The organism is Nocardia sp. NPDC052566, from assembly GCF_044547285.1.
Taxonomy (GTDB): Bacteria; Actinomycetota; Actinomycetes; order Mycobacteriales; family Mycobacteriaceae; genus Nocardia.
This window is the reverse complement of sequence record NZ_JBIUAF010000005.1, coordinates 356011-370283: the sequence shown is the minus strand read 5'-3', so window position 1 is coordinate 370283 and position 14273 is coordinate 356011. Positions and strand designations below refer to the sequence as shown.

At 69.0% G+C, this 14273-nt stretch carries 8 protein-coding genes; 4 read left to right on the top strand and 4 right to left on the bottom strand.

What is annotated here, in order from left to right; genetic code table 11:
* Positions 1–31: 31 nt before the first annotated feature.
* Together ACIG5A_RS26600 and ACIG5A_RS26595 are read right to left on the bottom strand one after the other, a co-directional pair.
* The gene (locus ACIG5A_RS26600; RefSeq protein ID WP_397244658.1) at positions 32–4093 is read right to left on the bottom strand and encodes a hypothetical protein; all 4062 of its coding nucleotides are present in this window, start codon (positions 4091–4093) and stop codon (positions 32–34) included.
* A 133-nt stretch (positions 4094–4226) separates the two neighbouring features.
* Positions 4227–4577, bottom strand: coding sequence for a hypothetical protein (locus tag ACIG5A_RS26595; RefSeq protein WP_397244656.1), 351 nt, complete (start codon positions 4575–4577; stop codon positions 4227–4229).
* A 611-nt stretch (positions 4578–5188) separates the two neighbouring features.
* Between ACIG5A_RS26595 and ACIG5A_RS26590 the strand changes: the two genes are divergently transcribed.
* The 4 genes from ACIG5A_RS26590 to ACIG5A_RS26575 all read left to right on the top strand — a co-directional run bounded on the left by ACIG5A_RS26590 (position 5189) and on the right by ACIG5A_RS26575 (position 9292).
* Positions 5189–5839, top strand: a complete 651-nt coding sequence (locus ACIG5A_RS26590; RefSeq protein WP_397244654.1) for a helix-turn-helix domain-containing protein — start codon at positions 5189–5191, stop codon at positions 5837–5839.
* A 166-nt stretch (positions 5840–6005) separates the two neighbouring features.
* Positions 6006–6884, top strand: coding sequence for a bile acid:sodium symporter family protein (locus ACIG5A_RS26585; protein ID WP_397245910.1), 879 nt, complete (start codon positions 6006–6008; stop codon positions 6882–6884).
* Positions 6885–7075: 191 nt separating this feature from the next.
* The gene (locus ACIG5A_RS26580; protein WP_397244652.1) at positions 7076–7951 is read left to right on the top strand and encodes a glycosyltransferase; all 876 of its coding nucleotides are present in this window, start codon (positions 7076–7078) and stop codon (positions 7949–7951) included.
* Positions 7952–8386: 435 nt separating this feature from the next.
* A complete protein-coding gene (locus tag ACIG5A_RS26575; protein ID WP_397244650.1) occupies positions 8387–9292 on the top strand; it encodes a glycosyltransferase in 906 nt (301 codons plus the stop codon).
* Here the strand turns inward: ACIG5A_RS26575 and ACIG5A_RS26570 are convergent.
* Both ACIG5A_RS26570 and ACIG5A_RS26565 read right to left on the bottom strand, forming a co-directional pair.
* Positions 9277–13764 carry an AAA family ATPase gene (locus ACIG5A_RS26570; RefSeq protein ID WP_397244648.1) on the bottom strand — a complete coding sequence of 1496 codons (4488 nt, stop codon included), beginning with the start codon at positions 13762–13764 and terminating at the stop codon, positions 9277–9279. The genes ACIG5A_RS26575 and ACIG5A_RS26570 overlap by 16 nt on opposite strands.
* Positions 13761–14150 (bottom strand): hypothetical protein, encoded by a 390-nt coding sequence (locus ACIG5A_RS26565; RefSeq protein WP_397244646.1) that lies wholly within the window; start codon positions 14148–14150, stop codon positions 13761–13763. The genes ACIG5A_RS26570 and ACIG5A_RS26565 overlap by 4 nt, the downstream gene beginning before the upstream one ends.
* Positions 14151–14273 lie beyond the last annotated feature (123 nt).

Genomic DNA, 14273 nt, shown 5'->3' with positions numbered 1-14273 from the left:
TCGATTGCTCGGGAACAGTGGATATTTCGATTCAGACGGACATGCTGACCAGTTGTCCGGCGCGATCGTGCGTCACGCCTTCGGCTGCCCCCTTCCCGGCATACGGCAGGCTGGCGAACGGGAGCGGTTCGGCGACCGGCGCCGCGCTCGGCTGCGGGGCGAGCAGCTGCTGCAGCCCGGCGATCAGCTGCTCCAGGCTCGGGTTGTCCGGGATGCTGTCCAGGAACTGGGTCCCTGTCGCCGCCGAACCACCCGTGCTCGGATCCTGACCGGCGCGAATAGCGGAGATGATCCACACCCGCACCGGCGGGGACAGCAGCAGCGCGATCGCGATCGCCGCCAGGGTGAGCAGTGCCAGCGCGGCCAGCGCGGGCACACCGATCGCGGCCGCCGGAATGGCCAGTGCGAGCACCGGAAGGGCCAGCGCGCCGAGCGCCGCGAGCGGCACACCGACCAGACCGGCCAGCGCGAGCACCGGAAGCGCAAGCAGCGCAAGGGCGCCCAGCGCCGCCAACGGCACACCGACCAGCGCCGCCAGCGCGCCACCGATCAGCAGCACCGGAAGGGCGAGCAGCGCAAGCACACCCACCGCGGCCAGTGCCAGCAGCGGCACACCGATCAGCAGCGCGAGCGGGATACCGATGGCCAATGCCGCGCCGAGGGCGAGCACCGCACCGGCGACGGCCGCACCGCCGACCAGGAACGGCAGCGCAACCACGGCCAGCGCGCCCAGGGCCGCCAGCGCCAGCAGCGGCACAGCGAACGCCGCCAGCAGCGCGAGCACGGGCAGCGCCGCGATCGCGATCACCGGAATGGCAAGCAGCGCAAGCCCGCCCAGCGCGGCCAAGCCGAGCACCGGCACCGCGAGCACCGCGAGCACGGGCAGCGCCAGCAGGGCAAGCGCACCGAGACCCATCAGCCCGAGCACCGGAAGCAGCACCGGCAGCGCGAGCGCGGCGATCGCCGCGATGGACCCGAAGCTCAGCAGCAGGCTGCCGAGGAACAGCGTCAGGGCAATGCCTTTCGCCACCACGAAGAACCCGCCGACCACGATCGCCGCCAGCAGCGGCATGCCGATCAGGCCGAGCAGCATGGTCGTGATGCCGACGCCCGCCGCCACCAGTCCGGCGATGAACACCGGCGACCAGAGCGCGAGCAGGCCGAGCGCGAGGATCGGCATCAGCGCCGTCGAGACCACCGGCGCCAGCGGGCCGAAGATCAGGAACGGCAGCGTGAGCGCCGCGGCGAGGACGAACCCCGCGATCCCGACCGCCGCCGTCGCGACGACCGCCGCGATCGACAGGGCGAGGGCGAGGACGTTGCCCGCCACCAGGATCGCGCCGAGGCCGCCGCCGAACAGCGTCAGCGTCGCGATGGCCAGCGCCGCGATGGCGACGAACGCCGCGATCGCCACCGGAACGGTGACCAGCAGGAACGGCGGGAACACCGCCGACACCGCGATCATCGTGCCGAGGGTCATGACGCCGAAGGCCACCCAGGCCGCGACCAGTCCGAAGCCGAGGAAGGCCGCGAAACCGGTGAGCAGGCTGCCGACCACGGCCGCCGTGCCGAACATCGACAGCACGCTCAGCAGCAGACCGCCGAAGATCACCGGCAGTGCCAGCAGTGCCAGCGGCGGGTTGATGATGATCAGCCCGGCCGCCGCGATGGTCAGCATCGCGAACGAAAGGACACCGAGCGCAAGGCCGCCCGCGAATACCGTGGCCACGGCGGCCAGCGTGAACGCCAGGATGCCGAGCACGACCGAGCCGCCGAAGAACCAGGTGAACACGATGTTCGCGGCGGCGAGTACGGCCAGCGCCGCACCGACGATGATCGCGAAGGCCAAGTCGGCCAGCAGGATGATCGGAATCGCCCACGGCATGGTGATCATGAAGACCAGCGACGCGACCAGCACCGTGCCCGCAAGCGAGCCGATGGTGAACAGCGCGAGGTTGGAGCAGAGGAACACCAGGAATGCCGCAAAGGTGAAGCCGCCGAACAGGAATGACAATCCGAGCACGGCAGGCACGGCGACCAGCGCGATGAACAGCAGCGGCGCGAGCAGCGGTCCGAGGATCGGCACGCCGATCACCAGCGCGGCCGTGGCGAACAGCCCGCCGATCACCGCGAGTGTGGTCGCCACCGCGCCCGCGGCCGCCATGAAGATGGCCGCCGCCGACAGGAACGCCCACATGATCACGGTGGCCGCCATCTGAATGGCCGCCGACACCAGGGCAAGTGCGAGCAGCACCGTCACCGTGGCGCCGCCCATCACCCCGAGCGCGACGAATTCCACGAAGCCGACCGCGGCGAGGATGATGGCGCCCGCCAGGCCGACCGCACCGAAGATCACAAGCGCCGCCGCGCCCAGCGCGAGCAGGATCGGGATCGCGATCAGCCCGAACGGGGTGAACAGCGACAGCAGGCCGACCACCGCGAACACCGCGAGTGCCACCAGCGCGGCGACGCCGAGGGTGCCGAAGAACGCGGCGGCGACGGCGAGGCCGCCGAGCACCAGCCAGCCGAGCGCGACGGTGAACGCCAGCGGCCCGATGAGCAGGCCGAGGAACGGCACGAAGATCGTCGCCAGCGCCGCGATAACAAGCAGCAGCGCGAACCCGGTGATCTGGACCGCCAGGCCCACGGCAAGCACGATCGCCGCCAAGGCGACGCCACCGACCACGGCCACCGCGAAGGCGGCCAGACCGGCGGCCAGGATGACCGGCGCCAGCACCTGGAACGCGACGAAGCCGACCGGAATCGCGATGAGCAGCACCGGAATCGCGATGACCGCGAGCACGATCAGCACCGGGATGGCCACCGCGGCCAGGATCAGGCCGCCGATGATGAGGGCGCCGATGATCAACGGCGCCAACAGGATCGCGCCGAGTACCACCGCGCCGAGCGCGAGCACGCCCGCGATCGCGATACCGGCGACGAACAGCAGCGGCACCGCGGCGAACAGCGCGACGACGGGCAGCGCGAGCACCGGCAGCGCCGCGTTGTGCCTGCTGTCGGAGATGAATCCGGAGACCGTGTCGCGCAGGCTGGTCAGCACCGCGCCGATCGCCTGTGCCGGATTCGAGGCCAGCGCGAGCACCGGGGCGAGGAAGCCGAGGACGGGTGCGAGCCCGCCCATCTGCACGCCGAGGAAGCCGAGCACCGGCGCGGCGATGGCCGCGAGTCCGGGGGCGAGCTGGCCGAGCGGATCCTGCTGGCCGACCTGGCCGACCGTCGGCGCGAGGAACAGATCGCGCAGGCCCGCGACCGGATCGGGTCCGTCCTTCGGGAAGCCGAACACGGTCTTGGCCTGGTCGATCAGATCATCGATGGTCGGGTTGCTGCGATCGCGCCGCGCACCGGCCAGTTCGGTGGCCTGCTCGACGAAGTTCAGCAGGTCGTTCACCGGCTGGCGCATGGGTCCGCTCGGGAAGGTCTGATCCGCCCACGCGGCCAGCTGATCGAGCGGCAGCTTGGCCGCCGCGATTTGCGCGGCGGTTGCCGCTAATTCAACGACCGGCGCGGGCACCTTGCCCGCGATCTCCGAGACGACCGGCGCGAGCCCTTCGGGCACGAACGGCGGCATCGTCATCGGCTGCCCGGCCTGCTGGGTCGGGGCGCCGACCTGTGTGGTCGACGGCACGGGCGCCGGTGGCGCCGTGCCCGGCTCCGGCGCGGGCATCGGCCGCGGCGTGGCGCCCTCGCGATAGGAGTTGATCGCCTCGTTCACCTGGTTGCCGAACGGCGTGTAGCTGGAGACGCCACCCGCGACGCCCAGTGCGCCGTTCAGCGCGGCCTGCTGCGACGGGTCGAGCACCCGGCCCGCCACCGCGCCGCCGATACCGGACAGGTCCGAGGGACTGAGCGGCATCGGCCGCGCCTGCGGCGATCCCGCCTGTGGTGTCCCGGCAGGTGGCGGTGGTGTCTGCGCGGGTGGGGCGTCGGCGTCGGCCGGACCGGCGGACAGCATGACGGTCGCCATCGAGGCGAAGGTGGCCGCGGCGTACATGCCGCGCCGGGCGCGCTTGGCGTCCTTGCGGCACTTGGCCGCCGCTTTCGTTTGCCTGGAAGGTTTTTCGGCTACGCGCATCGGAATGAGCCTCTCGCTGAACCCGTCCCGTGGGACGTAATGGTCACTACGCGCCTGGCCCTGCGTTCGTGCACTCGACGGACCGCCGGCGCTGAAGGCAATCAGGGGCGAATCGCCCCGCCCGGATAACGATCTAGACCGGACCGTTCTCGCCAGGGGCGCAAACCGCCCTTGACCAACCCCCACCGGGGCCGATGGCCGGTCCGATGTGGGTGTGCATGACGCCGACGAGATCACGGCAGCGGAGGAAGGCGTGCTCGCCCTCGCCCGCGCCCGGTTCGCATCGCATCGTCAGCTCGTTGGGGATCGCGGTATCGGTGGTACAGCCCGAGGGGCCTGGGTCGGCGACCGCCGTGGCGGTCGCGCCGACGCACCATCCGGCCAGCACCGTGAACAGCATCAGCACTGAGCGGATCGCAGGCACCCGGCGGGTGCTCGACGCCCGACACCCGGCGATCGCTGGATGTTTGCTAGCAACGTTCATGCGGTCAATCGTCGACCCGCGCAGAATCGTGGTCAACATAACGGAGATCACAATCTCGCGCACCTGCCGCTCAGGACCGTAATAGCGATTAACTTGACGCCCGTCCAGGTCAAGAAACCGTTAATGACTGTGTACGGAGATGGCCGGTCGGCGTATTCTCCCGCTTTCTGGTCGTTTGACCGAATTTTCAGCCGGCCGGATAGCCGTGTCGCCCACTGCCTTTCGATCACCCACCGCGCCGGCCCGGCATCTCAGCCGAACCCTCCCCTGCTGCACATTCGCGGTCGACCGTTTCCATTCACGGGTCCGCTCGCGATGTATAGGCAGGTAGTGAGCATGAGACGCCCGTGAAACGCGCGTGAAGGCCTCGAAATGAAGACTCGTCGAGGAAGATGAGGCACTCCGGCTGACCGATCGGCGCGACGGACAGATGGTGTACCCGGCCCGCGCTTCTGGGGAAGATTTCGGTCGATTCAGCGGACCCGGCGTTCCCATTCGCCGGACCGCGCGCGATAGACGGACGTGCTCGGTTCGTTGCAGAGGTCTGCATCAGGTGGGAGGACAGAGTGGAACGCACACAGCAATCGACGTGGGAAACCGCGGCTCCGGTCATGGGAGGCCGAGGGGTCATCGAAGGCGCGTTCGCCTTGCTCGAGGCATTGGCGCACGGTGACGAGATGGGGCTGACGCATCTGGCGCTGGCCGCAGGATTACCGAAGGCCACCGCGTATCGGCTGCTCAGCCAGCTGGTCGCGGAGGGGGCCGTGCAACGCCGCGCGGGCCGCTATCAACTGGGACCACGGGTATTTCGGCTGGGCCAGACCTGGCAGCCCGCGAGATTACTGCGTGCCGCGGCAGCACAGCCGATGCGTCAGCTGACCGGGTCGAGTGAACGCTGCGGCTTCTGCCTCGCGGTCACCGACCGGGGGCACACGATGATCATCGGCGGTATCGGCAGGGAGATCGACGAGATCTTCCCGCTGCGTGCGGGCATGTTGCTGCCGCCGGGGACGGCCACGGAGAAGGCGCTGTCGGGAGCCACCGGCGGCGAGCTGGCCTACGACACCGACGGGAGCAGGCTCGGCCTGTACTGCGTGGCCGCGCCGGTGCACGGGCCGTCGGGTGAGGTCGTCGCGGCATTGGCGGCGACGACGCTCGAACCGCAACGGCTGACCGTGATGGCCGAACCGGTGAAGCGGGCGGCGGCGCTGGTCGCCACCAATCTCGTCCGATTGATGAGAGCGGGACGGTCGTCATTGTGACGCTCCACTCGCCGCGGCGGCCGAACACCAGGATCGACGTGCCGCCGCGGCGAATGGAAGCCTAAGATCCCGTTAAGTGACTGGCTATTGCCATTGTGAGTGAATAGCGTTCGAACCTGTTGTCCGACCGATCTATTCATGCACGCGGGAGTCCACAGTGGGTTCGATGTTCGCGGTGGTGCTACCGCTGGCCCTGGCCTTGGTGATGTTCGGTCTCGGGTTGACCCTGACCATCGAGGATTTCCGCAGGGTGCTGCGCTACCCCAAGGCCGCCGCGGTCGCCCTGGCCTGTCAGATGGTGCTGCTGCCGGCGATCTGCCTCGGGTTGATCTACCTGTTCGGTCTCACCGGCGCGCTGGCCGCGGGCATGCTGTTGCTCGCGGCCTCGCCCGGCGGTCCGTCGGCGAATCTGTTCAGCCATATCGCGGGCGGCAATGTCGCGCTGAACATCACGCTCACCGCGATCAATTCGGTGCTCGCGGTATTCACCATGCCGCTGATCATCGGGCTGTCGTTCGCACTGTTCCTCGACGACGACGCCGGCATCGGGCTGCGGCCGGACAAGTTCGCCCAGGTGTTCGCGATCGTGCTGATCCCGGTCGCCATCGGCATGTGGGTGCATCACCGCTTCACCGGCTGGGCCGAGCGGATGCGTGGCAACGTCAAGGTGCTCTCCATCGTGGTGCTCGCGCTGGTCGTGCTCGCCGCGGTCGCCAAGAACCGGGAGATCCTGGCCGACAACATCGGCAAGCTGGCCGGCATCTGCCTGGTGTTCGCGACCGTCAGCCTCGTCCTCGGCTATCTGGTGCCGCGGCTGTTCCGTGTCGAGACCGACGCGGCGATCGCGTCGGCGATGGAGATCGGCATTCACAACGGCGCCATCGCGATCGCCGTCGCGGCCTCGGTGCTGCACAACGACACGATGTCGGTGCCAGGCGCGGTGTACGGCGTGCTCATGAACATTCCGGCCGCGATCGCCGCCTATCTGCTTGCGCGCCAAGCCAAGCGGGCTCAGGAGACTCCGGTGGCGAGTACGCACGCCTAGCCCGTCGACCATTTCCAGCCAGGATCGGCAGGCACCCGACACCTGCCGATCCTTTGGCTCGGAAATCGTGCTGCGCAAGAACTTTCGGCTTCCATGGAGCCGATCGCCGACTACCGCCCAGGTGGTGGAGTCGTGTATCGAGGGGACTCCCGTCGCGTTGACGGCGGGTCTTGGATGAGGGAGAGGCGTCGATGACGCAGGGGTCAATGAACGAAGAAGTCGTCGAGACAGCAGGCACGAGACCAACACTGTCGGTCGTGATTCCGGTGCTGAACGAAGAGAACAGCATCACCGCGACCCTGGCCCGCCTCGTGGTCCAGGACGCCATCGACGAGATCGTCGTCGTCGACAACGGCAGCACGGACGCGACGGCCCAGCTCGTCAAAGAGTATGCGGTGACACAGCCGAAGATCGTGCTCATCGATGAGCCGCGACGCGGCATCGCACGTGCGCGCAACACCGGATTCGACCACGCGACAGGCGATTTCATTGCCCGCACCGACGCGGACACCCGGGTTGCCGCCGACTGGAGTGCGGTCATCCGGCGCCACCTGACCGAGAATCCCGGCACCGCCGCGGTCACCGGTCTCACCACCTACTTCGACTCGCCGGTCGGCTTCCTGCTGCGCGCCGGGCTCGCGATCCAGGTGCGGCGCGGGGCACTCGGCGGTGTCGTCGGCAACTTGCACGGCCCGAATATGGCGATCCGCCGCAGCGCCTATCTCGAAGTCCGCGATGAGACCGTCACCCGGGCCGATGTCGTCGAGGACCTGGATCTGGCACTGTGCCTGACCAAGCGCGGCCTCCGGATCGATCAGCTCGTGCACATGCGCGCGGAAACCTCGGCGCGACGACGCCGGACCACACCCGCGGACTGGTGGCAGTTCCAGCTGTCCGGTGTGCGCACCATCACCGGCCAGGGCTACAAGGTCCTCCCGCTGCACCGGCGATTCATCGTTCTCGCGTGGCTCGGGCACACCGTGCAGTGGCCGCTCTATCGGTTCTGGGATTTCGACCGCAGGCGCTTCACCCTGAAGCCCGGCGGGGAACGACCGCTGCCCAACTGATCGAGGGTGCGGAACCGGCCGCGGCGTCATCACTCGAAATCTCGGCAAGAATCGGGCGAACCGTCCGGTTTTCCAGGAGGTCTGTGATCGCCGCCGCGGCCGCGGCGGCGCACAACGACACGATGCGGGAATCCGGCACGGTCGTCGCGACGCTGATCGGCATTCCGGCCGCCACCTACTGGACACAAGTAGCGAGTACGCATCGTCCTCCCATGTTTCGGCGCTTCCGACGCCTGCCAACCTTAGAAACCGAATGCGCGGAGCGGGGGCCTAAAACGTGGAGATCCTGTGGAGACCTGCGGTGCCCCCAGCGCTGGTGGCACTTTCGTCTGGGCCACCGCAACTTTCGGCTGCCGGGCGGGCGGCGTGCGCCGATAGCCTTTCGGCGACTCCCGCCGAGGTGGCGGGGTGTTTTGCACAGTGGGAGGGCAGTCCATGACACACGAAGCAGCGGAGGGCAGCGCCGAATTGGGCGCGCAAGCTTCGAAAACAGTACTGTCCGTTGTTATTCCGGTGCTCAATGAGGAGACCTGCATCACGGCGACCCTGGACCGCCTCGTCGTCCAGGACGCGATCGACGAAATCGTCGTCGTCGACAACGGCAGCACCGACGCGACGCCTCAGATCGTCAAGGAATACGCGGTGAACCAGCCGAAGGTCGTCCTCGTCGCGGAGCCGCGCCGCGGCGTCGCCCAGGCGCGCAACACCGGATTCGACCATGCGACAGGCGAATTCATCGGCCGCACCGACGCCGACACCAAGGTCGCGGCCGACTGGGGCACGGTCATCCGCCGGCACTTCACCGACAACCCCGGCACCGCCGCACTGACCGGCATCACCACTTATTACGACTCACCGGTCGGCTTCCTGCTGCGCGCCGGGCTCGCGATCCAGGTCCGGCGCGGTGCGCTCGGCGGTGTCGTCGGCAATATGCACGGTCCCAATATGGCCATTCGCCGCAGCGCCTACCTCGAGGTGCGCGACGACACCGTGACCAAGCCGGACGTCATCGACGACCTCGACCTGGCGCTGTGCCTGACCAAGCGCGGCTTCCGCATCGACCAGCTCCTGCACATGCGCGCGGAAACCTCGGCGCGGCGGCGGCGCACCGATCCGGCGCGCTGGTGGCAGTTCCAGCTGTCCGGGCTGCGCACCATCACCGGCCAGGGCTACAAGGTCCTCCCGCTGCACCGCAGGTTCATCGTCCTCGCTTGGCTCGGGCACACCGTGCAGTGGCCGCTCTACCGATTCTGGGACTTCGACCGCAGGCGGTTCACCTTCATGCCCGCCGAGGAACGGCTGTTCCCGCTGAGCGACTCCACTGATCAGCACGTCGCCTGATACGGCACGGTGGCGATGTAGTAGGGCCAGGCGTCACGGTCCAGGCCCGCGCCGGTGATCGCGCAGGCCGCGGCCGCGGCGTCGTCCTGCAGGCGGGTGATACCGGTCAGATCCCACAGCGACGCCTGGTCCTCGACGTCGACCACCGCCAGGGTAGCGCCGCTCGACGAAAAGCCCAGTTTCACCGAGGGATTCGCCGTGAACGGGACCGGCGGGCCGAGATCGTGCGTGATGGTGCGATCGGTGAGATCCCACAGCTGCAGCGTTCGTCCCCGATTCGTGCTCGCCAATGTCGCGCCGTTGGCCGAGAATGCCAGCGCGGTGATCGCCACCGTGCTCCCTATCGCGCCGGTGTTGCCGTTGGGGTCGGCCGGGCCTGCCAGCGGCTGCCCGATCCGAGCGGGCTTGGTACGCACCGCGATATCCCAGATCGCGATCGTGTTGTCGGAGCGGCCGATCGCCATCGTCCGGCTGTCCGGTGTGAAGGCCACCGTCGTGATATCGGCGGAGTCGCCGGACCGAATCGTGCTGGGCAGCTTGGCAGGCCGTGCCGGATCAGCGACATCCCACAGCGTTATCTCGGCGTTGAAATCGTAAAGATGGCCGACCGCAAGGGTTTTGCCGTCCGGGGTGAAGGCGGCGATGAGCACGATGATCGCGGGCAGCTTCTCGACGCGGCGCACCGGCCGGTCCGGATCGCTGATATCCCAGAGCATCGAGGTGGACTTGTCGCCGGTGATGAGCATCCGGGCGTCCGGTGAGAACTCCGACGGATATCCCCCGTCCGTGATCGGTTGCCCGCGGCGCACCGGATGGGCGGGGTCGGCGACATCCCAGAGCGAGATCGCCTCGCCCTCCCCCACCGTCGCGAGTGTCCGTGCGTCCGGCGAGAGCAGAGCGGCATTGCCGGACAACACATTCCGATGCAGGACCGGGTGGGCGGGGTCGGTGAACTCCCACAGCGAGGCGCCACCCGCCGCGATGACGCGCCCATCGGATCGAAAACCGACGGTGCTGATCTCCTCGATCGGCGGGCCGATGCGTACCGCGCGGGCCCGGTCGGCGACGTTCCATGCGATCACGGATTTGTCGGCGGATCCGGTGAGCACGTTGCGTCCGTCCGGCGCGAAAGCGACAGCGGTGACCCAATCGGCGTGCCCTGTCAGCGGTGTTCCCGAGCGGGCAGGCCTGGCCGGATCGGTGACATCCCACACCGTCGCGTACCCCTCGAACCCTGCGGTGACGGCCAGCCCGCCGACGGGCGCGAAGGCAAGGGCGCCGTTGTTGCCGGTGAGCGTGCCCTGCCTGACCGGCGCGTCGGGCCGGGTGAGATCCCACAGCACGAAGGCGTTGGCGTTGTGCTCGCTGGCCTTGTCGCGGGCGGCGAAAAGGTGGCCGCTCGGCGCGAAGACCACCGGCGCCTTGGCGACCATCGGCGCACCGATCGGATTCGGCCTGGCCAGGTCGGCGGTATCCCACAGTGTGACCGCATCGTCATTGCCGGTCGCCAGGATGCGGCCGTCGGGCGCGAACGCCACCGATGTCGTGTCCGCCTGGGTGCTCAGCGGGGCGCCGATCAGCGCGGGCCGCGCCGGATCGGACACATCCCACAGCGTGACGACCTTGCCCTGGGCGATGGCCACCGTGCGCCCGTCCGGACTGAACGCCGCGTCCTGGATGTAGCGGTAGCCGGTGGGACCGGCCGTGCCCGCGGTGATCACCGTGCCGCGGCGGACCGGTGCGGCGGGATCGGCGATATCCCACAGCGCCAGCGTCTCCTCATTGTCGACCTTCTCGCCGTGGGTGAGCAGTATCCGGCTGTTCGGCGCGAACCGCATGACGGCGAAATTCCCACCGCCCGAACGGAGGTCGCCGATCCGGCGCGGCGGACCGGTATCCGAGACCGCCCACAGGCTGATCACGTCCTGGTAACCCGTCTGGCCGTTCACGTGCTGGGCACCGACCGCCACGATCCGCCCGTCCGCGGAATATGTCAGCGCCCTGACTTCATCGGTGAACCCGTTGAGCGTTCCGGCGTAGCGCGTCGCGGCCAGCGTGCCGACCAGACTGGCGCGCGTGCCGGGATCGGAGTGGATCCGGTCGGCCGCGATACCGAGCTGCAGCGCGCGCCGCGGATCGCTCGCGCGGGCCGCCTCGGCCTCCGCGACCACCAATCGTGCGGTGGCACTGCGCTTCTGCTCATCGGCCGCCCGCTGCTGCAGCACCGCGAGCACCGTCGCCACACCCGCGACGACGAGTAACAGCGCGAGTCCGGCGACCAGAACCCGCAGCCGCCGGTTCTGGGTGCGTTCGCGCAGGCGCTGCCGCTGTTCGCGCTCGGCCTGCGCGCGCCGGTCGGCCGAACTGGCGTCGAGGAATTCGCGTTCCGCGGCGGTCAATTCGGCCTCGTGCTCGCCGGATTCCCGCCACAGCTGCGCCTCGGTCAGCGCACGACCGCGATACAGCGCGTCCGTATCCCGGTCGAGCAGCTGCCAGCGCGCGGTCTCGTCGGCGATCTGCTGGTGGATGAGCAGGTCGGCCTTGTCCCGCTCGATCCACTGGCCCATGCGCGGCCAGGCGCGCAACAGCGATTCGTGCGTGATGGTGGCACTGTCGGCGTCGACGGTGATCAGCCGGTCGGCCGCGAAGACGTCGAGAACCATACGGATGGCGGTGATTTCGTCCGGAGAGCGTCCCGATTCGAACTCGCTCCTCGGCATCCGCCGCTTGGTGTGCTCGGCGACGGAGCCGATCCGCACCATACGCAGCAGGGTCCGGCGCGCGAGTACCTCGGCATCGGGCTCGAGCATCGCGAAGCTCGCCTCGGCTCGCCTGCTCACCGACTCCCAGATCCCGCCGCCCGCCTGATATCCGGCCAGCGTCAACATGTTTCCGCTGCGGCGCTGCCAGGTGGCCAGCAGCGCGAAGGACAGCAGCGGCAGCGCACCGGCCGCGTCCACCTCGGTGTGGCCCGCACGCAGATCGCGCAGTACCAGCTCGGTGAGGCCGGGCTCCAGGGTCAACCCTGCTGTGCGCGCGGGCTTTTCGATGACCTCGCGCAGTTCGGCGTCGGTCAGCGGCGCGACGAGGCCGGTGCCATCGCGCAGTGCCGACACCAGTTCCGGATACGTCAGGCATCGGTCGTAGAAGTCGGCGCGCAGGCCGAGGATCACCAATGCCGGTGGTACGCCGCCGTTCTCCGCCGTAGTGCTCGCGAAGCACAGTGCGCGGATGAAGTCCTGCTGTTCACGTTCGTCGCGGCAGGCGGTGAACACCTCCTCGAACTGATCGACGACGAGCACCATACGCTCGGCGGATCCGTACTCGCGCAGCACATTCCGGATCAGTCGCCGCACCTGTCCCGGATCTTCGGCGAGCCGGGTCGGATCCGCCGCCAGCCGCGCCGCCAGCTGGCCGAGCGGGTGCTCCCCCGGGGTGAAGACCCGGGTGGGCCATGACGACGAGCCGGGTAGCTCCCCCGCTTCGAGCGCGTGCAGCAGTCCGGCGTGCAGCAGCGAGGATTTTCCCGAACCGGACGGACCGATCAGCACGAAAGGCCCACCCGCCGTCGCCCGTTCGGCCAGCTGCGCGAGCAGGTCGGCGACCGCGGCATCGCGGCCGAAGAAGTAGCGCGCGTCCTGCGCGTCGTAGCGATCCATGCCGCGATACGGGCAGACCGCGCCGTCGTCGACCTTCAGCGGCGGGCTCACGGGCGCGGTGGGGAATGCGGGGTTGGCCGCGAGCACCAGCCTGCCGGAGTTGTCGCTCACGTGCTGACGCGGGCGCGGGAATCCGGCGGCGGGTAGCGCGCGGTCGAGGTGGTCGTAGACGTCGGCCAGGCTCAGCCAGGCGGCACGGGTCGGATCGCCCGAATTCAGTAGGCGCAGTAGCGCACCGGTGAAGCCGGTGTAGTCCTCGCCTGGCCTGGCCAGCGCCGCCTCGTCACGCGCCGCGGACGCCAGCACATGGCTGCCGCGTATCGCGCTGGCGGAGAACGCGTCCGCCGCGACGGAGCCGGACGCACCGCGGGCCCGGCCGGAGAAGCAGCAGTCCAGTACGACGACGATGGACCGAGCCCTGGTGCGGGACAACGCTTCCCGCACCGCGCCGTAGGGCAGCGCCCGGTAGGCCAACCCCTCGACCATGCTGTCGGTGCTGCGGGTGGCCAGATACAGCTCGCCGTCCGCCGTCCCCACCAATCCGTGCCCGATGTAGTAGATCAGCAGGACGCTGTCGGCGAGATTCGCCGCCTCGGTCACCGCGGCGCCCAGTTCGCCCGGGTCCGCTGGATCGCGCACGATGTGTAGCGCCGCCGGATCGACGCCGCAGCGCTGGATCAGCGTCTCGCCGAGCGCGTCCACCGACCGGAGCACCGACGGTACGGACGACAGCGGCGAGCCATCGACGTGACTTCCGGTGCCTATCAGCAGAACCCGCACACCCTGCGTGCTGAGTGCGAGTGGCGCGGTCATCGCGAGGGGTCGGATTCCCGCTCGAGATCGGCGGCCAGCCTGCCGGTGAAGGCCAGCGCCTCGGCGGCGGAGAGCCCGCGTAGCTGGGCCGCGTTCACCTCGAGCACCGCACCGTCGGGTTTGGTCAGTTTCACAACGACCGACCCGACCCTGGTGCGCAGCCAGGCGATCAGCACCGCCGCGAGCGCGGTGGCCGCGCCGCCCTGCCCGAGCCCGACCATCAGCGCCGTTTCCAGCGCGCCGAGCTCACCCGGTCGCGGTTCGGCGTGCGCCGGACGCACGTGGCCGCGCAGTTCGTCGATATCGGTCAGTTCCCGGTCCAGTGAACGCAGTTCATCGGCGGCTTGCTCGGCCGTCACCGCGACGGTCACATTCAGCTGTGGCATAACTTCCTGCCGCAAGATTCGTTTTGTGATGCCCGACAATCATCCCCGCTGTACTGGATCGCGGGGTGGTTACCGGCGAAGTAGCTCACAGCACTTGCGTCGGCGCACCTTGTTGTAACAGAC